Raw genomic sequence first — 25,989 nt, forward strand, 5'->3', positions numbered from 1 at the left:
GGTCTCCTTCGCCTGCTCCCACCGATCGATCCAGTCCAGATCGACGCGGCACCCATGATCGCAGCGTCCACAAAGCATCTGCCGCTCGCGCCAGAAGTCAATCCGCCGTTCCACGACACCATTCTCCGGAAGCGTCCGACGGAGAATGAGCCTCAGTCGAGGTCTCGAAGCTGCCGGAACTCCGCTTCCGCGGCATCTGCTTCGTCGCAGAGCAGGCCTCCGCATGTCAACGTCGGCCTGGTCGCAGGCGACGGCGGTGCGCTGATCCTGCCGCTGCTCGTCGGCCTCCCCCGCGCCAAGGAACTGCTCTTCCTCGGCGGACGGGTGAGTCCGCAGGAGGCAGTCCGTCTCGGCATCGCCAACCGCATGGTGCCGGCGGACGAGCTGCTGAACGAGGCCATGGAACTCGCCGAGCAGTTGGCCGCCATGCCCGCCCAGGCGCTGCGCGAGACCAAGCGAGTGGTGAACCTGCACCTGGAACAGGCCATGGCCGCGGTACTGGAGCCAGCCTTGCTCGCGGAGCGGGAGACCATGCACTCGCCAGACCACATCTCGATCATCGAGAAGATCATCACGCATGGCGGCTGAGCCCGCCAGAAGCCCCCTGCTCGCCCCTCCTACGAGCCGCACCTTCACGCTTCCGGACTTCTTGGTGGGCTCCCCCATCTCGCCGATGAACTCTATGGCGGTCTCACGCCGAGATCGACAGCGAGCTTCTTGATCTGCGGCTTCGGGTCGGAAACGCGATACGTCCGTACCGCACGCTCACGCAACTCCAGCGAGTACTTCCTGGCGGCAGCCATGGTCGATGTTCCTCTCACGCTGCCCACCTGACTCTCTGTCAACTGACTCCGCATCTCGGGGGTACCTCACACCCGACTGGCCTGACCAAGGGTGTTCAGCTGGTCATGAGCCTCCGCACCGCCTCGATCAGCGCCTCACGGTGCTCGGTGAGCCGCTGCGCAGACCAGACGTCGCCCGTTGTCCCCGACTCGGTATCGCGTTTCGCAGCAAAGATGTGATGCCAGGCGCTGGCCAGGCCGTACAGGATGACGGCGAGGTCGACCGGGTTGAAGGTGGTGTCGATCCGCCCTTCGTCCCGCGCGGCGGTGAGCGGGGCGAGGGCGTGTTCGTAAGAGCCGATGCTCTTGCCGCCTTGGCCAAGGGGGCGTTCAAGCTGCTTCCAGGCGGCCAACCGCATGAGGTCTGGGTGGGAGATGATGTAGTCGAAGAGGCGGCCTACGTAGCCCGGCAGATCGTCGGCGTCCAGCGGGACTGCCGCCATCACCTCGACGTGCCGTTGGTCCATCACCGCGTCGAACAGCCTTTCCTTGTCACCGAAATACGCGTAGATGCGCTCCTTGTTCAATTTGGCGCTGCTTGCGATGCGAGCGACCCGGGCGCCGGCCAAGCCATGTGCGGTGAACTCGGAGGCGGCGGCGTCGAGTAGCCGGGCTCGACTCGCGCTGGAATCAGACGTCATGAGCTGCAGGGTAATAGAGGCGTGACGCTGCCTTGTTCCCCATTGAACCGCCTTCAGGATTCACCCCAGTAAGCCCAGTCACAGATTCTGGGCGAAGAAATCTGCCAGTTTGTCGGCAGTCGGCTTGACGTACTGGTCCAGATCGTACAGGTCGAGGTGAGAGGCCCCGTCGATCAGGAAGAGCTCCTTGGGGTCCGCGGCAGCCGCGTACGTCGCTTCGTTGTGGGACCGGCTGGTGGATTCGGTGCCGACAATCAGCAGAAGGGGATGTGGCGCGATGAGACTGACCACATCCAATGCGGAAAAGGTCAGCTGCTTCTCCAGCGACCAGGCCAGCACCTTGTTCTCCCATCGGGGGTGAGCCCCACGCGTTGAGTCGTAGTAGTAGTCCGGAGCCTCCTTGAGGGGAGCGAACACGTTCTCGACCTCCGGACCCGGGATGACGGGCCAGTACGTGGGTTCGTCCCCGTGTGAGAACGCCTGCCTGGCCGCACCACACGCCTCCAGCATGGCGACCAGAACACCGTGGTCGGAACCTGTCTGCTCGTGAAACGCGCCACGCTGATCCCCCACTCCGCTCACAGTGGCGACGGCCTTGATCCGGCGATCGGTGGCTGCCGCGGCGGACGCATAGCCACCCCCGCCGCAAATGCCCATAGCGCCGATACGGTCGGGATCCGCCTCCGGGCGGTTACGGAGATAGCTCACTGCGTTCTTGATGTCTTCGATCTTCGCGAACGGGTCCTCGTCGTAGCGCGGAAAGCCTTCACTCTCGCCATACGACCGGTGATCGAAGGCCAGGGCAACGAAACCCCGGTCGCACAATTCACGGGCGTAGCGACCGGAAGTCTGCTCCTTGATCCCGCTACCTGGGGTCACTGTCACCACGGCGGCCCGCTTCTGACCCTCCTTGTAGCCCTCCGGAAGGTAGAGGTGGCCCGCGACAGTGATACCGCCGCTGCGAAAGTGAACGTCGATAGGCACGGTGTGCTCCCTGCTTGTTTCTGGGTTCCGGGGCCGAAGGGGACCTCCGGCTCAACGCGATTGGTCACGCAGCGGCTGAGCACCGAGGCAACCGATCAGATGATCCGACACTACAGAACCATAACCAATAGGGCAACCAACCGGTTGGTTGCCAGTGGTTTTGTGCAACGCTCACTAAGAACCACTGGTTGAAAAACACCTACTGACGTGGCCGATGTTCGTGACAACGCCGGAGTTCCTGCCCCAGCACCGGCAGCAGCGCCAGCAACTCCTACAGATCGTCTCGGCGGCCGAGGCCCGCTCCGCGCCGTCGAGATGAACCAGCAGGCCGTCGGCAACCTCGGCCGGATCATCGCTTCACTGGGAGGACGACGAAGCTCCCGACGGAGCGGAGGTGCCTGATGCGGGCTGGCAACTCCCGCCATATCGTCGCGGCGGCCGGCAACCGCCACGAGTACACCCGGGCCAAGGCGATCAAGGCCCTACGCGAGATCGACGCCGCAGGAACGGTCGTCACCTTCGACATCGTGGCCCGTGCCGCCAGCGTCTCAAGATCTTGGCTCTACACCCAGCCCGACCTGCGAGGCGAGATCGAACGCCTGCGGGCCCATCGACAGCGAGCCTCCGACGCTTCGCTCATCCGACGCCTGGAGGCCGCCAACGAACGCAACCGCCGCCTCACCGAGGAGAACCGCCAGCTCCGAGAACAACTCGCCCACGCGCGGCAACCTCCGCGCTGCCAGACTCCAGAGCCCGCCCATTCCGGAGGCCCGCCGCCAAGGTCGAGGTTCGGCAACGATCGGGCCTTGCTGACAGGGCCCTGGCCAGCCTCGTGAGCTGCCTCATGGACACTGTCCTTGCCACATCGCTCCAGGTCGGCGGGGCACAGCATTTCGGAGCTCAAGATGACGATCGCTTCTTGAAGGCCGGCGCCTCCTCGACCTCGAGGGCGAAGGCGTCCGGATGTCAGCCCAGCTTCGTGACGATGTCTGCAACCTGGTCCGGCACCGACAGGAACGGCGAGTGGGAGGCGTCCAGCGCCACCACAGATGTCGAGTTGTCCGGGAAAGCGGCGTCGGCGTCCGTGATGAATCTGCGTTGCACCGCCGGGCGTATCGCCATGTCCTGCGCGCAGGTGACATAGGTTCGCGGAATCGATCCCCAGCCGTCTCGGGTCAGAGTGGTGGCACCCGCCGCGATACCGACCGGGGCATCGGGTGACAGCAGGCCGAGGGCGGCGTCGGCGACGACCGGATCCACGTCACCGAAGAATGCCTGACGCAACTGCTGCCGGTAGGCCGCATCCTCCGACGCGAGGTCGAAACGGAGCGCGCCGATCACGGCGGGGTCGGCACGCAGGGACGGCCCGACGAGTTCACCCTCGTTGTCGGCCGACTGGACGTACGCTACAGCCGGGACGTCCGAGGCTGGCATGAACGCCGCCAGGTACACCATGTGTCCGACCAGCTCCGGCACTTGCTGGGCCGCACGAGTCAGCACTGTGCCGCCCATGCTGTGGGCCACCACGGTGACCGGACCTCCGCCGCCGACCTGTCTGATCTGCGAGGCGAGAAGCTCGGCCGCTTCGTCCAGGCCGACACCCGCCACCGGAGAGGCCTCCGTGGCGACCGCGTCAGGATCGAAGGGACGCCGAGAGAGGCACTCCGGCCGGCGGGCGTACAGCCCATGTCCTGCCATGTCCACTGCGACTGCTTGGCGACCGGCCGCCGTCACCTTGGCAATGACCTCACTCCAGCACCACGAACCGTGCCAGTAACCGTGCAGGAAGAGCAGGGGTGTAGATGTCATGGCCACTCCTTTGTCTCGGCCGACGCGGCCACGGGCAGGAACGTGCACTCCAGGGAACGTTCCGTGGGTGAAGGAATCTTCACTACAGAACAATGCCAGTCAATGTGATCCACAAAAGGACTCGATAAGACCTGTGTCGCCGCTGTGCTGTTTGGCACGCTGGATCTGCTCGTAGACGTGCGCGCGCAGCTCGGCGAAGCGCGCGCTGGACCGGGTGTGCAGCTGGTCGCGCTCGTCGGGCAGATCGATGGCCAGGTCCTCCTGCACCACCGTCGGGGAACTCGACAGGATGATGGTGCGCTGGCCGAGGTAGACCGCCTCGTCGATGTCGTGGGTGACGAACAGGACGGTGACGCCGAGTTCGTGCCACAGGCGCCGGATGAGGTCCTCGAGTTCGGCGCGGGTCTGCGCGTCGACGGCCGCGAAGGGCTCGTCCATGAGCAGGACCTTCGGCTCGTACGCGACGGCGCGGGCGATGGCGACGCGCTGCTGCATGCCGCCGGACAGCTGCCAGGGGTAGGCCTGGTGGGCGTCGCCGAGGCCGACCACCTCCAGGGCGTGGTCCACGAGTTCCCGCTCGCGTGCCTTGCCGAGTTTCTTTCGGCGGAGCGGCAGAGCGACGTTGTCACGGACGTTCATCCAGGCGAACAGGGAACGGCCGTACTCCTGGAAGACGACTGCCATGCCGGGCGGGGGCCCGGCGACCGGCCGGCCCTCCAGGCGCACCTCGCCCCCGGTGGGGGCGAGCAGCCCCGCCATGCATTTCAGCAGGGTGGTCTTGCCGCAGCCCGACGGCCCGACCAGGCACACCAGTTCGCCGGCGTCGATGTGAAAGCTGAGGCTCCGCAACGCCTCCACGTTGCGGTGCCGACCGGTGTAGCTCTTCTGCAGGTCTCGTACGTCGAGCATCGACGCCTCCTTGGTACAAGGGTCTGGTGGAACGGCCGGTCAGGGATTGCGCTGGGCGCGGCGCAGGCCGTGGTACCAGGCCAGGGCGCGGTTCTCGGCGAATCGGAAGAGCAGGGACAGCAGGAATCCGAGGATGCCGAGCAGTAGGACGCCGCTCCACATCTCGGGGATGGCGAACGAGCGCTGGAACTGCACGATCGTGAAACCCAGGCCGTTGCTGGCGGCGAACATCTCGCTGATGACCATGAGGATGATCCCGATCGACAGGGCCTGGCGCATGCCCGTGACGATCTGCGGGCTCGCCGCGCGCAGCACCAGATGCCGGAGGCGTGCGGCTCCGGTGATGCCGTATGACCGGCAGGTGTCGCTGAGCACCTCGTCCACGGCGCGGACGCCCTCGACGGTGTTGAGCAGGATCGGCCACATGCAGCCGCTCACGATGACGAGCACCTTCATGGTGTCGCCGATGCCCGCGAAGAGCATGATCACCGGCACGAGCACGGGCGGCGGGATGGCCCGGAAGAGTTCGAGGACCGGTTCCAGGACGTCGCGTACGGCCCGCCGCATGCCGATCACCAGGCCGAGTCCCACGCCGACGGCCACGGCGAGGAGGTAGCCGGCCGCGAGGCGCAGCAGGCTCGGTACGACGTCCGACAGCAGCCGCTCCCTCGTCCAGACCTTCCCGAACCTGTCCAGGATGGTGGCCAGGGGCGGGACGTAGAAATCGGTGCTGTCGGCGGTGGCGTACCACCACACGGCGAAGAGGACCGCGGGCAGGCCCAGAACGAGCAGGACGCGTCGGAGGACGGTGAGTACGGTCATGCGGCCACCTCGATGCGTACGGACTGGTGCCAGTGCAGCGCCCGTCGCTCGACAGCCCGCGCCACCAGGTTGACGGCGACGCCGAGCAGCCCGGTGACCAGGACCAAGGCGTAGACCTGCGGGACGGCCCCGGAGGTCTGCGCGACGGCGATCTCGTGGCCGAGGCCGGGTGCGCCGATGACGAGTTCGGCGGTGACCGCGAGGATCAGCGCCACGGTGGCGGCCAGTCGTACGCCCGTCATCACGTACGGCAGCGCGGTCGGCCACATCACGTGGCGCAGCCGCCCCCAGGTGCCGAGCAGATAGCTGCGGGCGGTGTCGTCCGCGACCGGGTCGACGTCCTGAATGCCGGCCAGGACCTGGACGAGCACCTGCCAGAAGGAGGCGTACACCACGAGGAGCAGCTTCGACCTGAGGTCGGTGCCGTAGAGCAGGACCGCGACCGGGATCAGGGCGACGGACGGGATGGGGCGCAGGAACTCGATGGTGGAGGCGGTCACCGCGCGCAGCACGGGTACGGAGCCGATGACCAGTCCGGCCACCACGCCCGCCACGACGGAGATGGCCAGACCCAGGCCCCATCCGGTGAGGGTGTCGCCGAGCGCGGTCCAGAACGCCTGCTCGGCGAGCAGCTGCCACAGGGCGCGGACGGTCACCGAGGCCGGCGGGAGGTAGTCGGCCGACACCAGGCCGCTGTGCGGCAGTACTTCGAGCACCGCGACCAGTCCGGCCAGCCCGGCCAGGCCGCGCAGCGGGGTGACGGCCCGCTCCGGGATGCGACGGGCTGCGGCCCGGCCGGGACCGGTGTCGGTTCCGGCGGCCTTCGTCTTCATGGTGAGATCTGCTCCGGTCATCGGAACAGGGCCTCCAGGTCCGGCTTCTTGCCGCCGAAGATGCCGTCCTTCTCGCCGAGCGAGGCGAGTACCTTCACGGAGCGCATATTGATCGTGGCAGGCCAACGAGGCAGGGTGAGCGAATTGGTCAGCTGGCTGGGGATCTTGGTGTAGGTGGAGAGCACCTGGCGCACCTCGTCCGGGTGCTGGTCGGCGTAGGTAAGTGACTTGGTCATCGCCTCCGTGAAGTTCTTGATCAGGCCAGGGTTCTGCGTCGCCAGCTTCGTGGAGGTGAAGTACGCCGCGATGGTGAGGTTGGGGGCGGTCTCGGCGAACGGCGACGCCACGACGCGCCCGCCCTGGGACTTGGCGATCGTCAGGAACGGCTCAGCCATCCAGGCGGCGTCCACCTGGCCGCCGTCCAGTGCGGCTGGCATCTGGTCGAACGGCATTTCCACGAACTGCACCTTGGAGGCGTCGCCGCCGTCCTTGCGCACCGATTCGCGCAGAGTGGTGTCCCCAATGTTCTGCAGGGTGTTGACGGCGACCGTCTTGCCGGCAAGGTCCTTGGCGGACTTGACGGGGCTGGCCTTCTTGACGGTCACCCCGGTGACGTCGGCCCCGACTTTGCTGGTGGAGGTTGCTCCGTTGACCACCGCTTCGACCGGCACGCCCTTGCCTTGGGCGATCATCAGTGAGGTCACGTTGCTGAAACCGAACTGGAACTGACCGCTCACGACACCGGGCACGATCGCGGCGCCGCCCTGCGCGGACTCCATCGTCAGCTCGATGCCCTGGTTGCGGAAGAAGCCCTTCTTCTCTCCCAGGTAGAGGGGCGCCACGTCGACGATCGGGATGACCCCGACCTTGACGTGCGTGGTTTGCGTACCGGCCGACCCCGATGCGTCGCTGCCCGGCGAAGCAGGGGTGGAGGTGCCGCAGGCGGCCGCCGTCGTCACCGTCACCACTGCAATGGCGAGGTCGGCAAGTCGTCTTCGTCTCATCGTGTCTCCTGATGTCTGAGGGATGCTGGGAGGGAGGGCACAGCACGAACCTCACAGGATCGGGGGCCCGTGCCGCTGTGCCGGGCATGGCTCTGCGGGCCTTGGGGGACTTTCGTGGGACCGGATCCGGTTACGGCAGCACGTTGGGGGTTTTGTGTCACACGGACCTGTTATGGCGACGACGTGTCACGCCGACGGCCAGGGAGGCTGGACCTCTGTGCGCAGTTGGCGCTTGAGCAACTTTCCGCTGGCGTTCTTGGGCAACTGCTCCACGAAGACGATGTGCTTGGGCACCTTGAACCGGGCCAGTCCCTTCTGGCAGTGAGTGACGAGTTCGTCGGCCGAGACCGACTCCTCGTCCCGCAGGACGACCGCGGCGGTGACCGCTTCGATCCACCGCGGGTGCGGCATGCCGAAGACGGCAGCCTCGGCCACGGCCGGGTGCTGGTAGAGGACCTCTTCGACCTCTCGGCTGGCAACGTTCTCCCCGCCCGTCTTGATCATGTCCTTTTTCCGGTCGACGACGGTGAGGTAGCCCTCGTCGTCCATCACACCCAGGTCGCCGCTGTGGAACCAGCCGCCCGCGAACGCGGCTTCGGTGCGCTGCGGGTCGTTCCAGTAGCCGAGCATCGCGTGAGGGCTGCGGTGCACGATCTCGCCGACCACCCCAGGCGGTACCGGCCGGTCGTCGTCGTCGACGACGAGCGTCTCGACGTTCAGGGCGGGGCGGCCGGCCGAGCCCGCCTTGCGGACCTGGTCCTCCGGCTTGAGGACGGTGGCCAGTGGCGCCATCTCGGTCTGTCCGTAGAAGTTGAACAGCCGTACCCCGGGCAGCCGGTCTCCGATCTCCTTGAGTACCTCGACCGGCATGATGGATGCGCCGTAGTAGCCCTTGCGCAGCGAGGACAGGTCGCGCCGGGCGAAGTCGGCGTGGCGCAGCAGTGAGATCCACACGGTCGGCGGGCAGAACAGCTTGGTGGCGCGTTCCGCTTCGACGGTCCGCAGGATCAGCTCGGGGTCGGGGCCGGGCAGCACGATGTTGGTGGCACCGAGGTAGATGCCCGGGGTGAGGAAGCAGTGCAGCTGTGCGCAGTGGTAGAGCGGCAGCGAGTGCACCTCGATGTCCTCGGCGGTCATCTCGCCGTCCATGACGCAGGTGACGTACTGGGCGATCAGACTGCGGGAGGTGAGCATCGCCCCTTTGGGGCGGGACTCGGTGCCGCTGGTGTAGATCAGCTGCGTCAGGTCGTCGTCGCCGATGAAGACGTCCGGAGGCGAGGCATCGCCGTGCGCCATCCAGTCCGCGACGGACTCCCAGCCCGGCTGGGGCTGCGGGCGGTCGGCAGGAATCATGCCTCGCACCCTGACCGTGCCGGTGAGCCCCGCGTCCTCCAGTGCCTGTTCCGCAACCGGCAGCAGGGCGTCCTCAACGATCAGCCCGATCGCGCCGGAATGTTCCAGAACGTAGCCGACCTCGCCCGCGGCCAGCATGAAGTTGACCGGGACGGATGCCGCGCCCAGCCGGGCTAGGGCGAAGTAGACGACCACGAACGCGTGGTTGTTGTGGCTGAACACAGCGATCCGGTCACCCTTGCCGACACCGCGGGCGGCCAGGGCGTTGGCCGTGCGGTTGACGGTCTCGTCCAACTCGGCATAGGTCTGCCGCAGGCCATGGTGGACGATCGCGGTCTTGTCCGGCACCCGGGCGGCCGAGCGGCGCAGCAGGTCACTTATCGAGTTGCTTCTGGCGCGAGAGATCCGCCGGGAGAGTTCGTCGTTGAACATGGTTGCTCCTGATCAGGCTCTCGCCAGGGACGTCAGCTCGGCCACCGCTGCATCAAGCGTCGCGGCGAGTTCGTCCGGCCGGGACAGGAACGGCGCATGGTCGGCGTCGAGCGTGTAGGTACGGGTGAGGACTTCGGCCATGGTCTGCTGCACTGGTTCCGGCAGTGAGTTGTCCTGCGTGCAGACGACGTACCCGCTGGGAGTGCTCAGCCATCCGGCCTTTCTGAGGGGCTGGCCGACAGGGGCGGTGGAGGTCGGTACCAGTCGCCGGGCCGCTCGTTCCGCGGTCTCGGGCGGACACGCATTGAAGAAGAGCCGTGCCGGGTCGGCAGGCGTCATCGAGGTGCCGTCGGCGGAGGGGACCCACCACGGCATGGGCTCGCCGCCCAGGGCCGCCAACGGCGATACGCCTGCGGGCAGGACGAAGGCGCAGATGTAGAGCAGTGCTACGACGTTGCTGCTGCCCGCCGCGGCCTCGCTCACCGGAAGTCCGCCGTAGGAGTGCCCGCACAGGACGACCGGGCCGGCTATCCGGGCCAGCGCCGCCTCGACCGCGGCGATGTCGTCGTACAGGTCGCCGCGCGGTCCGGCGGCGCCGACCGAGGGCAGGTCGACCGTGTGGACTGTGAAGCCGCGCTCACGCAGCGGCTCGGTGATCGGGTCCCAGCACCAGGAGCCGAACCAGGCACCGTGAACGAGGAGGAGGTCGGGCTTCACAGGGACGGGCTTGAGGGGGTCGGGCGCGACGTAGTCCGGTGACGACGGGCTCATGCGCTTCTCCTGTCAAAGGTCATGCGGTCGGAAGGCTCGCGGGCGCGGGCAGGGGGTGTGCGTGCGAGGCGACAGGGAGACCGAGCGTCGAGCACACGGCCCGGCGGAGCTCGGCGGGCCGGTCGTCGGACCAGCCAGGTGCGCGCCATGCGATGTGCCGGTCCGGACGGACGAGCAGGGCCCCACTGCCGTCGACACCGCGGACGGTGGCCCACTCACCGATGCGATCGGTCCACTCGGCGTCGGAGTCCGTCCGCTCGGCGTCGGCGCCGATGACTCGTACATGGACGGTCGCTGTGGCATCGCCTGCGGTCCGTGCGGCCGCGGCCCATCGTGCGGCGTACCGGGTACCGACGAGCAGCGTGAGGCCGTCCGGGGCGATCAGTTGCTGCACAGACTGTCGGGATCCCTTACGACTGACCCATACGTGAGGGAGATGGTGGCCGGGACGGGTGGTAGGCACGTAGTCGCGCAGCGGGTGCTCCCCGTTGGGGGCGTCGGTGCCGTCGGGCACCAGGGCCCCGGAGGCATAGTGATAGCCGAGTTCCACACCGAGCTGGCTGTAGTCGTCGGCGTTGCTTTCGATCGCCTCGGCCACCGCGGCTCGCTTGGCGGCGCCGCCGGGGGTGTCCGCGAGCCATTCACCCACGGCGTCCCAGCCCTCGGTCTCGGGCAGACCGGCCCGCAGGCCGAGCGCCGCGGCAATGCGTGCGTGCCCGCCCGCGTTACTGAGGCAGTGCCTCACGTTGAACTCGTCCACCGCTAGGCGCTCGGCCTCATAGCTGTCGAGCAGTGCGTCGGATGCCTGTCCAGACAGGACCGCGTCGAGCTTCCAGACGAGGTTGTGCACGTCCTGAACGGCCATGTTCAGCCCCAGGCCGCCGGTCGGCGGATGGCGGTGGGCGGCGTTCCCCGCCAGGAAGACGGGCCCGACCCGCATACGGCGGGCGACGATGCCCTCGAACTCCCAGTGGCTGATGGCATGTACCTGGATGTCGAGGTCGGGGACGCCGAGCATGCGGCGGACGCGGCCAAGGACAGCAGTACGGTCGGTACGGTCGGGGTCGCCGGTGCGGAAGCCGGTGTGCACGGCCCACTCGGCCGAGTCGCGCCCCCAACGGTCGGGGCCCATCGCGCACAGGGCGCCGGCGAAGGTGCCCTGTCCGTCGGGATTGATGAAGTAGCGGAGCAGCACGTTGTCGTCGGTGATCCACTTCGACAGGTCCATGGTGGCGTGCACAGTGACCATGTCGAGCAGCCCGGTGGGGCCGTCCATCTCGACGCCCAGCAGGTCGGCGCAGGTGCGGCCGCCGTCCGCGGCGATGACGTACCGGGCGCGGACCTCGTGGGACCGGCCGCTGTCACGGTCCACGACGGTCGCCACAACCCCTTCGCCCGGACGCCCGCCGGTGGCGGAGAGGGCCGTCAGCTCGTGGTGGAAGCGGATGTTCTCCGGCCCGCACACTTCCTCCGCCCTGGCCCGCAGCAGCGGGTCGAGGCGCAGTTGCGGGACATTGGCGTAACGACACGGGCTGGCCCGGGCGTACCGCTCGGCGTCCGGGCCGCCGCCCCACGCCGGGAGCGCACCGAGCAGCTGCCCGTACGGTGCCTCCGAGCCGGCGAGCGTGGTGTGCCAGGCCACCTTGTGCCAGCGGTCCTCCGGCGGGGAGAGGGCGTACACGGCGTCGGCCACGCCCATCTCCGTGAAGATCTCCATGGTGCGCTGGTTGAGCAAGTGCGCCCGGGGCAGCGTCGAGGTGGCCCGGTGCCGCTCGACGAGGAGGACGTCGATTCCCCTGGCCCCGAGCAAAGCGGCCGCACACAGTCCGGCTGGGCCGCCGCCGACGATCAGGACGGTCGGCGCGCGATGTGGATGGCTGCTCATCGGATGGCTCCTTTGCCAAAGCGGGCTGCGCTGCGTGCACCGTAAGACCGCCCCATCATTGAATGCAATAGTGACGCCAATAGAGATACATCGATCCACAGATTGCATTCAATTCTGCATGCGCCTATGGTGAGCGGCGCCAGCCGACCGACGAAGGGACGGCATACCGTGACCGCAAGCAACACCTCACCGGGCTCAGCAACTCCGTCCTCGGCGACGTTGCACGAAGCGGCAGGCCGTATCGGAGCGCTGCCCTCAGCGATCGGCCCCGCCTTCCCGGGTGCCCGCGTCGCAGGACCGGCGTTCCCGGTGGGCTGCCCGCCGGGCGACAACCTGTGGATCCACCGCGCCTTGTACGCCGCCGAACCCGGTGACGTCCTGGTCGTGGACACCGGCGGCGGAACCGAGTTCGGCTACTGGGGAGAGATCCTGAGCACCGCCGCCATCGCCCGCGGGCTCGCGGGACTGGTCATCGACGGCGGTGTGCGGGACCAGGACGCCCTGACCGACCTCGGCCTGCCGGTCTTCTCCACCGGCCTGTGCATCCGCGGCACCGGCAAGGACCACGGCGCCGCCGGTTCGCTGGGCGTCACCGTGCGTGTCGGGGAGGTGTTCGTCGTCCGGGGCGACCTGGTGGTCGGCGACGCGGACGGCGTGGTCGTGATTCCCCAGGCCGACACGGAGGCCGTCATGAAGGCCGCCGTCGAGCGCGACGCCAAGGAGGCCGAGTTGATGCGCCGTATCCGCGCGGGCGAACGAACCCTCGACCTCTACGGCTGGCACTGACACCCCAGGAGCGACGACCGATGACCCCTTCCCGCAGACGTCCGATCGAGATACCCGGACTGCACCACGGCGGCGCCCCCTTCCCGCTCGCGGTCAGCGTCGGCAACCTGCTGGCCTCCAGTGCCGTGCACGGTATGGACCCCGCCACCGGAGAGATCCCCGACACTCTGGAGGGCCAGACGGCCGGGGTGTTCGCGAACATCCGCCGGATCCTGGCCGCGGCCGGTGCCGACAGCGGCGACATCGCCAAGGTCACCGTCTTCCTCGCCGAGGGACAGTCGCGCGAACCGCTGAACGCCGAGTGGCTCGCGATGTTCCCCGACGAGAACGACCGGCCCGTTCGGCACACGGTGCCCTCGACCCTGCCGAAACCTCTGCTCATCCAGTGCGAGTTCACCGCCGTACTGCCCACTCGATCCCCTCAGGAGCAGCCGTGATCATCGACAGTCACGCCCACCTCGTGGCCCCCGACTCGTTCTACGGTCTGTGGACCTATCTGGAGGCGGCCGGCACCTACCACGGACGGATGCCGTCCAAGGCCACCGACGAGGAGCTGCTCGCCTCGGCCCGGCGCCAGATCGCGCTGATGGACGAGGTCGGCACCGACATCCAGCTGACCTCGCCGCGCCCGTTCGTGCTGAAGCACTCGGCACGCCCCGGGAAGATCGTGCACTGGTGGATCGAGGCGAACAACGACGCCATCGCGACCCAGGTGGCCGCCCACCCCGACCGGCTGCGCGGCGTCTGCGCCCTGCCGCAGGTGGCGGGCGAACCGATCGACACGGTCTTCGAGGAACTGGACCGGAACCTGGAGCGCGGGTTCGTCGGGGTGCTGCTCAACCCCGACCCCAGCGAGGGCGCCGGCACCACCCCGGTGATGGGCGACGAGTACTGGTACCCGCTCTACGAACGCCTCGTGGAGCGTGACGTACCGGCGCTGCTGCACCCCGCCGCCTGCTACGGACGCGAGAGCTACAGCGAGCACTTCATCACCGAGGAGAGCCTGGCGATCAACAGCATGATCCGGGCCGGGGTGTTCCGCGACTTCCCCGACCTGAAGGTCGTCGTGCCGCACGGCGGCGGATCGGTGCCGTATCAGCTCGGCCGGTGGGTCGCCCATGACCGCGGCATCCTCGGGGCCGGGAACGACGACCGCGAGGCCTTCGCCGACACGCTGAAGCGGTTCTGGTTCGACACCTGCCTCTACACCCAGGAGGCCCTCGAACTGCTTTTCGCGGTGGTCGGCGCGGACCGTGTCCTTTTCGGCACCGAACGGCCGGGCAGCGGCGGCAGCCTCGAAGACCTCAAGCCGGTGATCGAGAAGATCCCCGCGCTGTCCGACGCCGACCGCCGATCGGTGTTCGAGGGCAACGCCCGTCAGGTCTACACACGGCTGAGCAGCTGAGGGAGGAGAACAGATGGCAGACATCGTCGCAGTCGCCGGTACCTCGCACAGCCCGATGCTCGGTCTGGAGCCCGAGAAGATGTGGGGCCTGCGCGCCGAACACGACAAGTCCAACACCGAGCTGTACGACACCGACGGTGTGATCCGTCCGTACGACGAACTCGCCGAACGCGCGGGCGACCGCTACCTGGCCGAACTGACCCCCGAGGTCTGGGACCGCAAGTTCAGCCAGGCGCAGGCCGACATCGAGCGGCTCGCCGAGGACCTCGTCTCGCTCGAACTGGACGCGGTCGTCATCGTCGGCGACGACCAAGACGAACTCTTCACCCACCGGAACCTCCCCTCCATCGCCGTCTACCACGGCGAGGAGATGACCACCCACCATCCGGTGGAGATGGGCCTGGGGCCCCGGATCATCGAGGTGCAGCGGCGCCTCGGGATGGACGGGGACACCTACCCGGCCGACGCGAAGCTGGGCCGGCACATCATCGAGAGCCTGGTCGACCAGGGCTTCGACATCTCCTCCAGTGACTCCACCGCACCGGACACTGGGTTCGGGCACGCCTTCGCATGGGTCGCGGGCAAGCTCCTGCGGGGCCACGCCGTTCCGTTCGTGCCGATCCTCCTCAACACCTACTTCAAGCCGAACCAGCCGACACCGGGACGCTGCTACGACCTCGGTGTGGCACTGCGCCGGGCCGTCGAGTCCGTGCCCGGTGACGCCAGGGTGGGTGTCGTGGCCTCCGGCGGGCTCAGCCACTTCGTCGTGGACGCCGAACTCGACCGCACCCTCCTCGACGCCATGAGCGACCACGACGCCGCGACACTGCGCGGCCTGCCCGCGCACCGGATGGACTCGGGAACCTCGGAGCTCCGCAACTGGATCACCGCGGCGGGCGCGGGTTCCCACCTGTCCACACAGTGGGTCGACTACCTACCCGCCTACCGCACGCCCGCCGGCACCGGCGTCGGCCTGGCCTTCGGACTGTGGGCATGACCGGCCGGGCACGCCCGCGTCCCGCGCGGGACAGGGGCGAGGACGTGGCAGTGGCCCGGCTGTCCCGGCTGGACGCGTGCGCCGTCTCCGACGCGCTGGACAAGCTGGGCCTGCCCGGCGTGGCCCTGGGGCTGACCGCGCTGGCGGCACCGCGCCGGATCACAGGCCGCGCCGTCACCGTCGACCTGGTCGAGGACCGCCCCGACGTGGCCGTCTCCGGCCGTCACCTCGGAACCGCCGCGGTCGACGCGTCAGGCCCCGGCGACGTCATCGTGGTGGCCCACCGGGGCAGGACACATGTGGCCGGCTGGGGCGGCGTGCTCTCCACCGGCGCAAAGCGCAACGGAGTCGAGGGTGTCGTCGTTCACGGTGCCTGCCGCGATGTGGACGAGGCCCGCGAACTGGACCTGCCGCTGTACGCGACGAGGGGAGTACCGGTCACCGCCCGCGGCCGGGTCGTCGAGCGTGCCTGGAACGTTCCCGTCGACATCGCCGACGTGCCCGTATACCCGGGCGACCTGGTCATCGCCGACGCCAGCGGCGTCGTGTTCGTGCCGGCCGCGCACGCCGAGCAAGTGCTGGCCACCGCCGAAGCGATTGCGGCGAAGGAACGGGCCATGGTCGAACGGGTACGGGCCGGACACGCCATGGCCGACGTGATGTCCGCCGACTACGAAACCATGCTGGACAGGTGAGAAGCCCCATGACTGACTCAACACAGACCGCGGTGAAGGCCCTGAAGGACCTCGACACCAGCCATGTCAGCGACGCCATGGACCGTCTCGGCATCGCCGGGCAGTGCCTGGGGACCATGCCGCTCGACCGCACGTTCCGCCTCGCCGGACCGGCCTTCACCGTGCGGTACGTGCCGGTCGGCACCGACCCGGGCAGTGTCGGCGACTATATCGACGACCTCGACCCCGGCACCGTCGTCGTTCTCGACAACGCCGGACGTGTGGACGCCACGGTGTGGGGCGACCTACTGACCGCCACGGCCGCCCGGCGAGGCATCGCCGGCACCGTCATCGACGGCGTGTGCCGCGACTCCGACCGCGCTCTGGAGCTCGGCTACCCCGTCTACAGCAGGGGCCGTTGGATGCGAACCGGCAAGGACCGCGTCCGCGTGGACGGCTACCAGATACCGGTGACCGTTGGCGGGGTCCGGGTGGAGCCGGGTGACCTGCTGCTCGGCGACGCCGACGGCGTCGTGGCCGTCCCGGCGTCCCGGGCCGACGAGGTCATCGCCGCAGCCCAGCAGATCCGGGACACCGAGGACCGGATACGAGCCGACGTCGAGCAGGGCGCGACTCTGACGGAGGCACGCGCAAAGGCGGGCTACCACACGCTCCAGACCCGGCGCTCGGACGGCTGACGGCATCCTCGGCGCCCGGGCTCCCTCGGTGACGGTTCCTATACTGCCTGCAAGATTGGATACAAACTTCAGGAGTGATCGCGTGACTGAGCCCAACCGGCGTGCTCTCGTGAAAGAAGGCGCCAGCGCCGAGCGGACGGTGCGCGAACTGCGGAACCAGATCCTTCAGGGCCGGCTTCTTCCCGGCGAACAGATCCGCCAGGAAGAGATCGCGGAACAGTTGCGGATCAGCCGCGTCCCAGTACGCGAGGCACTCAGCATCCTGGCCAGCGAAGGACTGCTGACCCACCGCCCCCACCAGGGGTACTTCGTCACCAAGCGGACCGCCGAGGAACTCGCCCAGATCCGCCTCATGCTCACCCTGCTCGAGGACGAACTGGCCCGCACCGTCGTATGGCCCACGGAAGAGGTCATGGCGGAACTGCGGTCGCTCCACGAGGACATGGCACAGATGGTGGACAAGCCCGAATGGATGGACATGGTGGCCCTCAACCACGAATTCCACCTGCGCATCTTCGGCCTGTCCCCACTGAAACTCGTGCTCGACGAGGTACGGCGGCTGTGGACGCTCGCGGACGCGTTCATCGCGATCGACTACGCGACGCCCGAGCACAGACGGCGGACGGTCGCGCAGCACGAGCGCATCCTCAAGGCGCTGGCCGCCCGCAGCCGCGCCCGCTTCCTCAAGAACATCCACGACCACCGCGACAGCACGGACGTCGGAGCCCGGACAGGCATGACGCATCGCAGTACCTGACCCGCGCCCGACCTCTGTCCACCCTGTCCGTCCCGCCCGCATCCACGCCCGGGCGCGGGCCCTCCGACTCACTCTCACTGGACAAGGACGGACACGATGCCGCAGGAACAGGAGAAGATCCTCGTCCTCGACGGGGCACGCACGCCCATCGGCAGCTACGGAAGAGCGTTCAAGGACGTCCCGGCGCACGAACTCGGCGGCATCGCGGCGCGCGCGGCCCTGACCCGGGCCGGCGTGGCGCCCGGTGAGGTCGACGAGGTCGTCATGGGGTGCATCGGCCAGGTCGGAGCGGACGCCTACAACGCCCGTCGTGTCGCCCTGGTGGCCGGCCTCGACGCCGCCACCCCGGCGTACACGGTCAACAGGCTTTGCGGCAGCGGCCTGCAGGCGGTCTGGTCGGCGGCGATGCAGATGCACTGGGGCGGAGTGGACATCGCGCTCGCCGGCGGCGACGAGAACATGAGCCGGATGCCGTTCTACGACTTCGGCGCCCGCTCCGGCTACCGGCTCGGCGACCGTACGCTCCACGACGGCACGGTGATGATGCTGACCGACCCGTTCCACGGCATCCACATGGGCGTCACCGCCGAGAACGTCGCCGCCAAGTACGGCGTCTCACGCCGGGAGCAGGACGAGTTCGCGGCGTTGTCCCAGCAGCGCGCGGCGTCCGCGGCGGCCCGGGCCGCCTTCGCGGAGGAGATCACCGGCGTCGAGGCAGGCGGACGCACCCCCCGCACGGTGGAGACGGACGAGCACCTCCGGCCGGACACGACGGTGGAGTCACTGGCCGCTCTGCGCCCGGCGTTCCAGCCGGGCGGCACGGTGACGGCCGGCAACTCCTCCGGCATCAACGACGGAGGCGCGGCCCTGGTGCTGGCCCGGCAGTCGGTGGCGGCCGAGCGGGACCTTCCCGCGCTGGTGTCGCTGGAGGCGGTGGCGACCGCGGCGATGGAACCGGAGCTGATGGGGTACGCCCCGGTACCGGCGCTGCGCAAGCTGTTCGAGCAGACCGGCACGACCCCCGCCGACATCGACACCGTCGAGCTGAACGAGGCCTTCGCCGCACAGGCGGTCGCCGTGATCCGCGACGCGAGGCTGGATCCGGAGAAGGTCAACCCGTACGGCGGAGCCATCGCCCTGGGCACCCGGTCGGCGCCACCGGGGCGATCCTCACCCTCCGTGTGGCCAAGGACCTCGTCCGGCGCGACCTCGAACTCGGCGTGGTCACGATGTGCATCGGCGGGGGGCAGGCTCTGGCCGCCCTCTTCCGCCGTCTCTGACCTTCCGGCCGGCCACCAGAGGAAAGGGCATCCCATGACGGACCTCATCCGCTATTCCTGCGAGGAAGGCGTGGCCCGGATCGTCCTTGCCAGACCGACCAGGGCGAACGCCGTCGACCTGCCGACCGCGCACGCCCTCGGCGCGGCGGTCGACCGGGCGGCGCAGCCCGACGTGCGTGCGGTCGTCGTACTCGGCGAGGGCAGGCGGTTCTGCGCCGGCGGCGACGTGGCGGCGATGGCCGCCGCGCGGGACCGGGCAGCGTACGTGGAAGAACTGGCCACAACGCTCGACGACGTGTTCAGGCGGCTCGCGGGGCTTTCGAAACCAGTCGTCGCCGCGGTCCGGGGAGCCGTGGCCGGCGCGGGTCTGGCGCTGATGCTGAGCTGCGACGTGATCGTGTCGGCCGCCTCCACGAAGTTCCTCCTAGCCTACGCGGACGTCGGGCTGACGCCCGACTGCGGAGTGTCCTACCTCCTGCCACGGGCGATAGGACAACAACGCGCCCTCGACCTCGCCCTGACCGGCCGCGTGCTCACCGCCGAGGAGAGCAGACAGTGGGGGCTGGTCACCGAAGTCGTGGACGACGCGTCCGTCGACGCGCGGGCGGTCAGGCTCGGCGAGCGGCTCGCGACGGGACCGACACACGCCTTCGGGGAGACCAAACGACTCCTGCGCTCCGGGCAGATGACCCGAGAGCAGACAGGCCGGGAGGAAGCCCGCGTGATCGCCGATGCAATGGGCCGGGCCGAGGCCACGGCACTCGTCGACTCCTTCGTGTCCCGGGGCGGCGAGAGCGCGAAGCGACCTTCGGAGACCGACCGCCCGGGCGTCCCGTCCGAACAGGCGGGGCGGGGCGCGGTACGACGCGGCGTGGAGTAGCGAGCCGGTGCCCCGCGCGTGGCGCACGCCAGGTGTGCCCTGGTGGGCAGAGCCGGGTGTCACCACGAGCGCGTCATGAGCACAGCCCATACCATTTCCGAGAGGACGTGCAATGTCTGGCGACAACAACAGGAAACCCATTCCGCGCAGCATTCTTGTTTTCGGCGCGGCAGGTCGCATCGGCAGGCCACTGGCCGAATTCCTGCACCGTGAGGCATCGCGGGTCCGGCTCCGACTGGTGAGCAGTGATCCGGAACGCATCGACGATCTACGGCGCGATTTCCCGTACGCCGAAGCGGTCTGCGCGAACTACTTCGACCTCCCCTCGCTCGCATCCGCCGTGCGGGGGATGGAGGGAGTCTTCGTCATCGCTCCCAGCGGAACGGACGAACAGACCGCCATGACGAACCTGGTGGCCGCCGTCAAGGAGGCGGGCACCGCCGTTCATGTCCTGCGGGTGCTCGGCCTGCAACCCGAGGCCAACCCACGGCGATTCCCGCAGCACATACAGGACCTGAGCTCCGGACTCCCCACTCAACATCCCCTCGCCAAACGGATCCTCGACGAGAGCGATCTGCCGGTGACCTATCTCAACATCGGCGCCACATTCATGGACAACCTCCTGCGGACGAAGGAAGGTCTACGCCGCGAGCGCAAGCTCATCTGGCACGACCGTCTCATCCCGTGGATCGATCCACGGGACGTAGCCGAAGTCGCCGGACGCCTGTTTCTTTCCGGCAACCATCGGCATATCGGCCAGTTCCACACGCTGAACAACGGTCATGATCTCAAGCGCTACAGCGATGTCGCGGAACTCATGAGCGAAGTGTTCGACGAGAAGATCACTCACGACGGAAGCAAGGAAAGCTTTGTTCGCGCCTACGAGAACTTCGGCGCGCGCCCCTCGACGGAGCTCTGGGACTTCTTCTCCTATGAAGAGGAGAACGAAGTCGTCTGGGCTCGCAACGACTTCGTCGAACGCACGCTGGGTCGTAAACCGCGTACCCTGAAGGAGTGGCTGCAGGAACACGCGAAACTCCTGCTGCCGTAAGCGACGAGTACCCGGAGTGCTATGTCGCCGCACTCGCTGTGGTGACCCCGCACGCTCTGTGGCGCATCGCCCGCGACGCCGTCACCCTCGCCCACGAGGGCGGCCACGGGCGTGTGGCCCTGCCCGCCGGCCGGTCCAGGAGGATGGGCTGCCCGCACGGGCGGGGTCACCCTGCGACGACGGCCATCCGGTCGCTGATCTCCTGTGCCGTGGCGAGGACCTTCTGGGCGATCTCCGTCTCGGCCTCCGGGTAAACGCGCGAGGCGAGGGCGGCCACGCTCACCGCCGCGACCACCTGCTTGTTCTCGTCGCGGATCGGGGCGGCGATGCCCACCACGTCGGGGTCCAGTTCGCCGCGGGTGACGGAGTAGCCGAGGCGGCGGATCCGGCCGAGGCGTTCCATCAGGGCATCGACGTCGGTGAGGGTGGTCGCGGTGAAGCGGCGCAGTTCGGCGGCCTCCAGCAGCCGGCGGGCCTCGTCCTCCAGGCTCCAGGCCAGCAGGAGGCGCTGTCACGTTGTTGGGTGGGTAGGTGTCTGATGATGTGTCGTGGTGTGGTGGAGCCCGGTTGCGCGCTGTGCTCAGGCCGCGGTGGCGAGGCCGGCGACGCCGGTGATCTGCTCCCAGATGGCGAAGCGGATGCTCATCTCGGCGCGGTAGTGGTGTGCGGGCATCAGGTGTCGGCGGGGCCGGAAGTGGGGCGAGATGCTGCTGAACGCGGACAGGAACCGCTGCGCTCCGCCTGCGGAGCGGAAGCCCTTCATCGCCCGTTCACGCTGCCTCGTTGGCTGGTGGCTGTTCTCCGCCCGGTTGTTCAGGCCTTTGTGGGAGCGGTGCTCGACGGAGGGCATGACCTCGCGGTGGGCGGCGCCGTAGGAGCGGAGCTTGTCGGTGACGATCCCCCGCGGCACCGTTCGGGTCTTCTTCATCAGGCGGCGGAAGAAACGCCTGGCCGCAGCCTTGTCCCTGCGGTTCTGCACCAGGATGTCCAGGATGTTGCCGTCCTGGTCGACGGCCCGCCACAGGTACTGCAACCGCCCGTTGATCTTGATGAAGACCTCGTCCAGGTGCCACTTGTCCCCAGGCCGAGGCCGCCGGCGGCGCAGCGCGCTCGCGTACCGCTGCCCGAACTTGCCGCACCAGCGGCGCACCGTCTCGTAGGAGACGGTCACGCCCCGCTCGAGCATCAGCTCCTCGACCTCGCGGAACGACAGCGGGAAGCGGAAGTACAGCCACACACAGTGGGAGATGACCTCGACCGGGTACCGATGCCCCTTGTACGACAGCGACGCGCTCCCCACGGACGACCCTTCCCAGGCTGATCAACCAGAAGATCATCCCACCGGCCAGCCAACGTGACAGTGCCGCCAGCTGTTCTTCCGACCCACCGGGCCGAGCAGCCCACGCACATAGTCCTGCATCCGGCGCCGCGGCTCGACGCGCCCGAACCGCTGACCCACCCGCAGCAGCAACGACTCCAACTCGCTGGCCCACAGCCCTACTTCGATATCCGGCTCCATGACAGGCTCAACGCACCTCGATCGGGTGAGTCACGAACCACCACCACCCTGACGGAGCGTCAGTCGACTACGCTCCACACTAGGCCTCTGACCAGGGAAAATGGAGAACCGCGACTGGAGTACTAGGAGTCGGCACCCACCGCGCGGGCCAGCCTCTGGGCGACTTCCGGGTCCAGGGCGGCGACCGTGGCGAGCAGGTGCTGCTGCAGGGCCTCCTGCGCCTTCTCCGGTTGGCCGTCCACGCATGCCTGGAGGATCTGTTCGTGATCCTTGCAGCGGCTGAGGACGATCTGCGCATCGGCTGTGCTGGAGGCGCGGTAGCGCTCGCTGTTGTGCCAGGTCGGCGCTATCGAGCGGAACAGCCACATCGATCCGGCGGCACGGTAGATGCCGTGGTGGAATCGCTCATGGGCTTCGCGGGCCGCTGCGGCGTCGCCCGTCTCGAGTGCCTTCTGCTGATCGTCGAGCGCCTTGCGCGCCTCCTCCTCCGCGGCGGTGTCGAACCGGGCGGCGGCGCGGCGGACCAGGATTCCCTCCAGCGTGATCCTGGTGAGGTAAGTGTCTTCGAGGTCGTCCGCCGACACCGCGCGCACCCGGGCGCCGCGATGTGGTTCGATCTCGACGACACCGATGGCTTCCAGCTGCCGGATCGCTTCCCGGATGGGCATCATGCTCATGCCCAGGCTCTGGGAGAGATCCTGGAGACGCAGCGGTGCGTCGGCCGGAATGGTCCCGTCGAGGATCGCAGCGAGAATCGACTGGTACGCCTGTTCCGTCGTCGTCGTTCGCTGCGGCCTGCGAATTCCGGCAGCACTCATCAATACCTCCCGCTGAGCAGTTCGCCAGCGCCCGGAACGACGGGCTTGAGTTCGAGCTTCTTGAGGATCTGATAGGTCGTGGCGACCGCCGCCGACAGTACCGGCTTGCCGATCCTGTCCTGGACCTTCTGGATGGCGGCCAGGGACGGCATCTGCACACACGCGGAGAGAATGACCGCGTCGGCACGGCTGTGGTCCAGTCGGTCCACGATCTTGTCGAGCGCCACGGGGTCCCGGGCACCGACCTCCAGATTGTTGGGGATCTCCAGAGCGATGTGGTCCGTGACCTCGTAGCCCTCGCCCGCAATGTAGCCGACGACTTGCTCGGTGAGCGGCTTCAATGTATGGCGCGATCAAGGCGACGCGCTGGACGCCCAGCGCTTCCAGGCCGTCGATCAACGCGCCGGCGCTGGTGACGACGGGCGCGCCGGCACCGTTGTCCGCCGCCCGCTTGAGCAGACGCTGCTCGGAAACGCGGTGGTAGCCGGCCCCACGGGACATGATCGCGACAAGACAGGCATAGCCGAGGACGTCGACCGCGGCATCGGAGAGCTCTACGGCACAGCGGTCCGACTCGTCGTCCATGGCCTCCAGTTGCTCCTTGGTGACCTCCTTCATCCGCATGCGGGACGAGTGGAAGGTGAACCGCTCAGGCTCGGTTTCCTCCCGGGCCGACGGGGGTGACAGGAGGGGTCGGCCCGCCACGTACTGGGCCATCGTGAGTGGGGAGAAGGCCGAGAACGCTGCCGGTTCAGGCCGGGACCGAACCGCCGGTCAGCGTGGGGCGGGTGTGCGGTGCCGCGAAGGCCAGCGGTGTGCGCCCCTTGCGGGGCGCCTGCCACGGATGCGGTAGGTGGACGTACCACGGTGGGTGGACGCCAGGTCAGGCGGCTGCACGTATGGTTGCCGCATGACTGGTCCTGCGGCCTGGCGCCAGGCTGCGCGGGCACATCCGCTCGTCGTGGACGGGGTGCTTGCCGCGGCGCTGTACACAGCCAGCCTGCTGGCGCCGGTCCTCCCCGGCGACCCGCCTCAGCGGGTCCCGCTGACCGCTACCGTCGCAGTGCTGGCGGCACTGGCCTGCGGCGCGCTCGTTTTCCAGCGGCGGTGGCCGATTCCGGTGCTGGCCGTCACCACCGGGATCGCCTGCGTCTCCATGATCGTCTCGGATGCGCAGGGCGTGTTCCTCGGAGCCCCGGTGATCGCCGCGTACACCGTCGCCGTCCGCACCGACCGCCGGACCGCCTGGACGGCCGGAGCCGCCGCCGCGCTCGTCTACGGCGTCACTTCCCTGGCCACCGCCGGGTCGGCCTGGTCCGGCATCGGGACCCAGAACCTGATCGTGTGGATCGGCATGGCGGTGGCCGCCGGAGACGCGGTCCGCAGCAGGCGGGCGTACGTCGGCCTGCTGGAGGAGCGGGCCCGTCGCGCCGAGCAGAGCCGCGAGGAGGAGGCGGCCCGCCGGGTTGTCGAGGAACGGCTGCGCATCGCCCGCGAGCTGCACGACGTGGCCGCCCACCACATCGCCGTGATCAGCGTCCAGGCCGGGGTGGCCGGGCACACGCTGCGCACCGACCCGGACGTCGCGGAGGAGTCGCTCACCCTGGTACGCCAGGCCAGCCGGAGCGTGCTGGAGGAACTCAGCGCGCTGCTCGGCGTACTGCGCCGGGACGATGACCCGCGGGCCCCCGTGCAGCCCACTCGGGGCCTCGACGGGCTGGAGGAACTCGCCGGCTCGTTCGCCGCGGCAGGCTTGGAGGTGGCCTGGACGCTCTCCGGCCACCCGCGCCCGCTGCCCTCGGCGGTAGACCTGGCGGCGTACCGGATCGTGCAGGAATCGCTCACCAACGTGCACAAGCACAGCGGGAGCTCCCCAGCGCGGGTCGGCGTCGAGTACGCGCCCGACCGACTCGTCGTCCGCATCCACGACGCGGGAGGCGGCATGGCGGCCCGCAAGGACACGGCTGTCGGCGGGCACGGCATCTTGGGCATGCGCGAGCGCGCGATCGCCGTCGGCGGCTGGTTCGAGGCGGGCCCCGAACCCGACGGCGGTTTCACCGTGCGGGCCGAACTGCCCTTGCCCCCAGCGTCGGTGAAGGTATCCGGAGAAGGAGAAGACGGATGACCATCCGGGTCCTGCTGGCCGATGACCAGAACCTGATCCGTGCCGGTTTCCGGGTGCTCATCGATGCGGCGCCCGACCTGGAGGTGGTGGGCGAGGCGGCGACCGGTCGGGAGGCCGTCGAACTCACCCGCAGCACCCGCGCGGACGTCGTGCTGATGGACATCCGGATGCCGGGGCTCGACGGCCTCGCCGCCACTCGGGAGATCACCGCCGACGATGACCTGGCAGGGGTTCGGGTGCTGATCCTGACCACCTTCGAGATCGATGAGTACGTCTTCCAGGCGTTGCGCGCCGGGGCCAGCGGCTTCCTGGGCAAGGGCGTCGAGCCTGCAGAACTGCTGGCCGCGATCCGGACCGTGGCGGACGGTGAGGCGCTGCTGTCGCCGAAGGCGACCCAGAGCCTGATCGCCCGTTTCATGGCCTCCCCCGACGACCGGCCCGCCACGACAGCGGCGCAGCTCGACGCCCTGACCGGGCGGGAGCGCGAGGTGATGGGCCTGGTCGCCACGGGCCTGTCCAACGACGAGATCGCCGAGCGGCTGTACGTTTCGACGTCCACCGCCAAGACGCATGTCAACCGGGCGATGACGAAGCTCGGCGCACGGGACCGGGCCCAACTCGTCGTCATCGCCTACCAGACCGGCCTGGCCCGCGCTCCGCAGTGACCGGCCACGCCCTGGGCAGACGTGCGGGCGGAGGCGCGCTCATCCTGGG

At 68.7% G+C, this 25,989-nt stretch carries 29 protein-coding genes and 2 pseudogenes; 16 read left to right on the forward strand and 15 right to left on the reverse strand.

All coding sequences use genetic code 11. The features are described from left to right. Window positions 1-54 precede the first annotated feature (54 nt). On the forward strand, window positions 55-588 hold the full coding sequence (locus ACIBK3_RS29110) for an enoyl-CoA hydratase/isomerase family protein (protein ID WP_399370366.1): 534 nt from the start codon (window positions 55-57) through the stop codon (window positions 586-588). A gap of 92 nt (window positions 589-680) precedes the next feature. Here the strand turns inward: ACIBK3_RS29110 and ACIBK3_RS29115 are convergent, their stop codons facing one another. The 3 genes from ACIBK3_RS29115 to ACIBK3_RS29125 all read right to left on the reverse strand — a co-directional run bounded on the left by ACIBK3_RS29115 (window position 681) and on the right by ACIBK3_RS29125 (window position 2,467). After that, on the reverse strand, window positions 681-803 hold the full coding sequence (locus ACIBK3_RS29115) for a hypothetical protein (protein ID WP_307020634.1): 123 nt from the start codon (window positions 801-803) through the stop codon (window positions 681-683). Between the two features lie 95 nt (window positions 804-898). Continuing rightward, window positions 899-1,483, reverse strand: coding sequence for a TetR/AcrR family transcriptional regulator (locus ACIBK3_RS29120; protein ID WP_365123282.1), 585 nt, complete (start codon window positions 1,481-1,483; stop codon window positions 899-901). Window positions 1,484-1,561: 78 nt separating this feature from the next. Continuing rightward, entirely contained in the window at window positions 1,562-2,467 is a 906-nt protein-coding gene (locus ACIBK3_RS29125; RefSeq protein WP_399370368.1) for an alpha/beta hydrolase, read from the reverse strand. 401 nt (window positions 2,468-2,868) lie between these two features. Between ACIBK3_RS29125 and ACIBK3_RS29130 the strand changes: the two genes are divergently transcribed. Then, complete coding sequence (locus ACIBK3_RS29130) at window positions 2,869-3,303, forward strand: DUF6262 family protein (protein ID WP_399370370.1); 435 nt, start codon at window positions 2,869-2,871, stop codon at window positions 3,301-3,303. Window positions 3,304-3,433: 130 nt separating this feature from the next. Here the strand turns inward: ACIBK3_RS29130 and ACIBK3_RS29135 are convergent, their stop codons facing one another. The 8 genes from ACIBK3_RS29135 to ACIBK3_RS29170 form a co-directional block, all read right to left on the reverse strand. Further along, complete coding sequence (locus tag ACIBK3_RS29135) at window positions 3,434-4,276, reverse strand: alpha/beta fold hydrolase (RefSeq protein ID WP_399370372.1); 843 nt, start codon at window positions 4,274-4,276, stop codon at window positions 3,434-3,436. A 99-nt stretch (window positions 4,277-4,375) separates the two neighbouring features. Beyond that, window positions 4,376-5,185: an ABC transporter ATP-binding protein gene (locus ACIBK3_RS29140; protein ID WP_399370374.1), complete on the reverse strand. Its 810-nt coding sequence runs from the start codon at window positions 5,183-5,185 to the stop codon at window positions 4,376-4,378. Between the two features lie 39 nt (window positions 5,186-5,224). After that, window positions 5,225-6,007 (reverse strand): ABC transporter permease, encoded by a 783-nt coding sequence (locus ACIBK3_RS29145; protein ID WP_399370376.1) that lies wholly within the window; start codon window positions 6,005-6,007, stop codon window positions 5,225-5,227. After that, complete coding sequence (locus ACIBK3_RS29150) at window positions 6,004-6,861, reverse strand: ABC transporter permease (protein ID WP_399370378.1); 858 nt, start codon at window positions 6,859-6,861, stop codon at window positions 6,004-6,006. Before ACIBK3_RS29150 ends, ACIBK3_RS29145 begins: the two co-directional genes overlap by 4 nt. Next, on the reverse strand, window positions 6,858-7,844 hold the full coding sequence (locus ACIBK3_RS29155; protein WP_399370380.1) for an ABC transporter substrate-binding protein: 987 nt from the start codon (window positions 7,842-7,844) through the stop codon (window positions 6,858-6,860). Before ACIBK3_RS29155 ends, ACIBK3_RS29150 begins: the two co-directional genes overlap by 4 nt. 186 nt (window positions 7,845-8,030) lie before the next feature. Continuing rightward, window positions 8,031-9,629 carry an acyl-CoA synthetase gene (locus ACIBK3_RS29160; RefSeq protein WP_399370382.1) on the reverse strand — a complete coding sequence of 533 codons (1,599 nt, stop codon included), beginning with the start codon at window positions 9,627-9,629 and terminating at the stop codon, window positions 8,031-8,033. A gap of 12 nt (window positions 9,630-9,641) precedes the next feature. Continuing rightward, window positions 9,642-10,400 carry an alpha/beta hydrolase gene (locus ACIBK3_RS29165; RefSeq protein ID WP_399370384.1) on the reverse strand — a complete coding sequence of 253 codons (759 nt, stop codon included), beginning with the start codon at window positions 10,398-10,400 and terminating at the stop codon, window positions 9,642-9,644. Window positions 10,401-10,419: 19 nt separating this feature from the next. Next, the gene (locus tag ACIBK3_RS29170; RefSeq protein ID WP_399370385.1) at window positions 10,420-12,285 is read right to left on the reverse strand and encodes an FAD-dependent monooxygenase; all 1,866 of its coding nucleotides are present in this window, start codon (window positions 12,283-12,285) and stop codon (window positions 10,420-10,422) included. 168 nt (window positions 12,286-12,453) lie between these two features. Here ACIBK3_RS29170 and ACIBK3_RS29175 point away from each other — a divergent pair, with 168 nt between their 5' ends. The 11 genes and pseudogenes from ACIBK3_RS29175 to ACIBK3_RS29225 all read left to right on the forward strand — a co-directional run bounded on the left by ACIBK3_RS29175 (window position 12,454) and on the right by ACIBK3_RS29225 (window position 21,067). Next, entirely contained in the window at window positions 12,454-13,071 is a 618-nt protein-coding gene (locus tag ACIBK3_RS29175) for an RraA family protein (RefSeq protein ID WP_399370386.1), read from the forward strand. Between the two features lie 20 nt (window positions 13,072-13,091). Then, the gene (locus ACIBK3_RS29180) at window positions 13,092-13,508 is read left to right on the forward strand and encodes a RidA family protein (RefSeq protein ID WP_365123312.1); all 417 of its coding nucleotides are present in this window, start codon (window positions 13,092-13,094) and stop codon (window positions 13,506-13,508) included. Next, entirely contained in the window at window positions 13,505-14,476 is a 972-nt protein-coding gene (locus tag ACIBK3_RS29185; RefSeq protein WP_399370387.1) for an amidohydrolase family protein, read from the forward strand. Before ACIBK3_RS29180 ends, ACIBK3_RS29185 begins: the two co-directional genes overlap by 4 nt. A gap of 13 nt (window positions 14,477-14,489) precedes the next feature. Next, on the forward strand, window positions 14,490-15,473 hold the full coding sequence (locus ACIBK3_RS29190) for a hypothetical protein (RefSeq protein WP_399370388.1): 984 nt from the start codon (window positions 14,490-14,492) through the stop codon (window positions 15,471-15,473). Beyond that, window positions 15,470-16,168, forward strand: coding sequence for an RraA family protein (locus tag ACIBK3_RS29195; protein ID WP_365123319.1), 699 nt, complete (start codon window positions 15,470-15,472; stop codon window positions 16,166-16,168). The genes ACIBK3_RS29190 and ACIBK3_RS29195 overlap by 4 nt, the downstream gene beginning before the upstream one ends. A gap of 8 nt (window positions 16,169-16,176) precedes the next feature. Next, window positions 16,177-16,845, forward strand: coding sequence for an RraA family protein (locus ACIBK3_RS29200; protein WP_365123322.1), 669 nt, complete (start codon window positions 16,177-16,179; stop codon window positions 16,843-16,845). Window positions 16,846-16,927: 82 nt separating this feature from the next. Next, window positions 16,928-17,602 carry a GntR family transcriptional regulator gene (locus ACIBK3_RS29205; RefSeq protein ID WP_399370389.1) on the forward strand — a complete coding sequence of 225 codons (675 nt, stop codon included), beginning with the start codon at window positions 16,928-16,930 and terminating at the stop codon, window positions 17,600-17,602. Between the two features lie 96 nt (window positions 17,603-17,698). Continuing rightward, window positions 17,699-18,882 (forward strand): annotated as a pseudogene (locus tag ACIBK3_RS29210) (thiolase family protein). Between the two features lie 73 nt (window positions 18,883-18,955). Then, window positions 18,956-19,762 (forward strand): annotated as a pseudogene (locus ACIBK3_RS29215) (enoyl-CoA hydratase/isomerase family protein); the annotation flags it as partial. 112 nt (window positions 19,763-19,874) lie between these two features. Beyond that, window positions 19,875-20,813 carry an NAD(P)H-binding protein gene (locus tag ACIBK3_RS29220; RefSeq protein WP_365123331.1) on the forward strand — a complete coding sequence of 313 codons (939 nt, stop codon included), beginning with the start codon at window positions 19,875-19,877 and terminating at the stop codon, window positions 20,811-20,813. Next, window positions 20,777-21,067 carry a M50 family metallopeptidase gene (locus ACIBK3_RS29225; RefSeq protein WP_399370390.1) on the forward strand — a complete coding sequence of 97 codons (291 nt, stop codon included), beginning with the start codon at window positions 20,777-20,779 and terminating at the stop codon, window positions 21,065-21,067. The genes ACIBK3_RS29220 and ACIBK3_RS29225 overlap by 37 nt, the downstream gene beginning before the upstream one ends. On the opposite strand, the gene ACIBK3_RS29230 is transcribed toward ACIBK3_RS29225, so the two are convergent. From ACIBK3_RS29230 to ACIBK3_RS29245, 4 genes are all read right to left on the reverse strand, one after another. After that, window positions 20,980-21,315: an IclR family transcriptional regulator C-terminal domain-containing protein gene (locus tag ACIBK3_RS29230; RefSeq protein WP_399370500.1), complete on the reverse strand. Its 336-nt coding sequence runs from the start codon at window positions 21,313-21,315 to the stop codon at window positions 20,980-20,982. The genes ACIBK3_RS29225 and ACIBK3_RS29230 overlap by 88 nt on opposite strands. A gap of 78 nt (window positions 21,316-21,393) precedes the next feature. Further along, window positions 21,394-22,113, reverse strand: a complete 720-nt coding sequence (locus ACIBK3_RS29235; RefSeq protein ID WP_399370391.1) for an IS6 family transposase — start codon at window positions 22,111-22,113, stop codon at window positions 21,394-21,396. Between the two features lie 341 nt (window positions 22,114-22,454). Next, a complete protein-coding gene (locus ACIBK3_RS29240) occupies window positions 22,455-23,150 on the reverse strand; it encodes a GntR family transcriptional regulator (RefSeq protein WP_399370392.1) in 696 nt (231 codons plus the stop codon). Then, entirely contained in the window at window positions 23,150-23,491 is a 342-nt protein-coding gene (locus tag ACIBK3_RS29245) for a hypothetical protein (RefSeq protein ID WP_399370393.1), read from the reverse strand. Before ACIBK3_RS29245 ends, ACIBK3_RS29240 begins: the two co-directional genes overlap by 1 nt. On the opposite strand from ACIBK3_RS29245, the gene ACIBK3_RS29250 reads away from it, so the two are divergent. The 3 genes from ACIBK3_RS29250 to ACIBK3_RS29260 all read left to right on the forward strand — a co-directional run bounded on the left by ACIBK3_RS29250 (window position 23,478) and on the right by ACIBK3_RS29260 (window position 25,940). Beyond that, on the forward strand, window positions 23,478-23,834 hold the full coding sequence (locus tag ACIBK3_RS29250; RefSeq protein WP_399370394.1) for a hypothetical protein: 357 nt from the start codon (window positions 23,478-23,480) through the stop codon (window positions 23,832-23,834). The genes ACIBK3_RS29245 and ACIBK3_RS29250 overlap by 14 nt on opposite strands. A gap of 226 nt (window positions 23,835-24,060) precedes the next feature. Beyond that, window positions 24,061-25,275 (forward strand): sensor histidine kinase, encoded by a 1,215-nt coding sequence (locus ACIBK3_RS29255; RefSeq protein ID WP_399370395.1) that lies wholly within the window; start codon window positions 24,061-24,063, stop codon window positions 25,273-25,275. Continuing rightward, window positions 25,272-25,940 (forward strand): response regulator, encoded by a 669-nt coding sequence (locus tag ACIBK3_RS29260; protein WP_399370396.1) that lies wholly within the window; start codon window positions 25,272-25,274, stop codon window positions 25,938-25,940. Before ACIBK3_RS29255 ends, ACIBK3_RS29260 begins: the two co-directional genes overlap by 4 nt. Window positions 25,941-25,989: the final 49 nt, after the last annotated feature.

This window comes from Streptomyces sp. NPDC050287 (assembly GCF_044459385.1).
Classification (GTDB): Bacteria; Actinomycetota; Actinomycetes; order Streptomycetales; family Streptomycetaceae; genus Streptomyces.

Excerpts from the sequence above, each read along its gene's own strand:
- ACIBK3_RS29110 (WP_399370366.1), top strand. The coding sequence starts at position 55 with ATGATCGCAGCGTCCACAAAGCATCTGCCGCTCGCGCCAGAAGTCAAT.
- ACIBK3_RS29115 (WP_307020634.1), bottom strand. The coding sequence starts at position 803 with ATGGCTGCCGCCAGGAAGTACTCGCTGGAGTTGCGTGAGCGTGCGGTA.
- ACIBK3_RS29120 (WP_365123282.1), bottom strand. The coding sequence starts at position 1,483 with ATGACGTCTGATTCCAGCGCGAGTCGAGCCCGGCTACTCGACGCCGCC.
- ACIBK3_RS29130 (WP_399370370.1), top strand. The coding sequence starts at position 2,869 with ATGCGGGCTGGCAACTCCCGCCATATCGTCGCGGCGGCCGGCAACCGC.
- ACIBK3_RS29135 (WP_399370372.1), bottom strand. The coding sequence starts at position 4,276 with ATGACATCTACACCCCTGCTCTTCCTGCACGGTTACTGGCACGGTTCG.
- ACIBK3_RS29140 (WP_399370374.1), bottom strand. The coding sequence starts at position 5,185 with ATGCTCGACGTACGAGACCTGCAGAAGAGCTACACCGGTCGGCACCGC.
- ACIBK3_RS29145 (WP_399370376.1), bottom strand. The coding sequence starts at position 6,007 with ATGACCGTACTCACCGTCCTCCGACGCGTCCTGCTCGTTCTGGGCCTG.
- ACIBK3_RS29150 (WP_399370378.1), bottom strand. The coding sequence starts at position 6,861 with ATGACCGGAGCAGATCTCACCATGAAGACGAAGGCCGCCGGAACCGAC.
- ACIBK3_RS29155 (WP_399370380.1), bottom strand. The coding sequence starts at position 7,844 with ATGAGACGAAGACGACTTGCCGACCTCGCCATTGCAGTGGTGACGGTG.
- ACIBK3_RS29160 (WP_399370382.1), bottom strand. The coding sequence starts at position 9,629 with ATGTTCAACGACGAACTCTCCCGGCGGATCTCTCGCGCCAGAAGCAAC.
- ACIBK3_RS29165 (WP_399370384.1), bottom strand. The coding sequence starts at position 10,400 with ATGAGCCCGTCGTCACCGGACTACGTCGCGCCCGACCCCCTCAAGCCC.
- ACIBK3_RS29170 (WP_399370385.1), bottom strand. The coding sequence starts at position 12,285 with ATGAGCAGCCATCCACATCGCGCGCCGACCGTCCTGATCGTCGGCGGC.
- ACIBK3_RS29180 (WP_365123312.1), top strand. The coding sequence starts at position 13,092 with ATGACCCCTTCCCGCAGACGTCCGATCGAGATACCCGGACTGCACCAC.
- ACIBK3_RS29190 (WP_399370388.1), top strand. The coding sequence starts at position 14,490 with ATGGCAGACATCGTCGCAGTCGCCGGTACCTCGCACAGCCCGATGCTC.
- ACIBK3_RS29195 (WP_365123319.1), top strand. The coding sequence starts at position 15,470 with ATGACCGGCCGGGCACGCCCGCGTCCCGCGCGGGACAGGGGCGAGGAC.
- ACIBK3_RS29200 (WP_365123322.1), top strand. The coding sequence starts at position 16,177 with ATGACTGACTCAACACAGACCGCGGTGAAGGCCCTGAAGGACCTCGAC.
- ACIBK3_RS29220 (WP_365123331.1), top strand. The coding sequence starts at position 19,875 with ATGTCTGGCGACAACAACAGGAAACCCATTCCGCGCAGCATTCTTGTT.
- ACIBK3_RS29240 (WP_399370392.1), bottom strand. The coding sequence starts at position 23,150 with ATGAGTGCTGCCGGAATTCGCAGGCCGCAGCGAACGACGACGACGGAA.
- ACIBK3_RS29255 (WP_399370395.1), top strand. The coding sequence starts at position 24,061 with ATGACTGGTCCTGCGGCCTGGCGCCAGGCTGCGCGGGCACATCCGCTC.
- ACIBK3_RS29260 (WP_399370396.1), top strand. The coding sequence starts at position 25,272 with ATGACCATCCGGGTCCTGCTGGCCGATGACCAGAACCTGATCCGTGCC.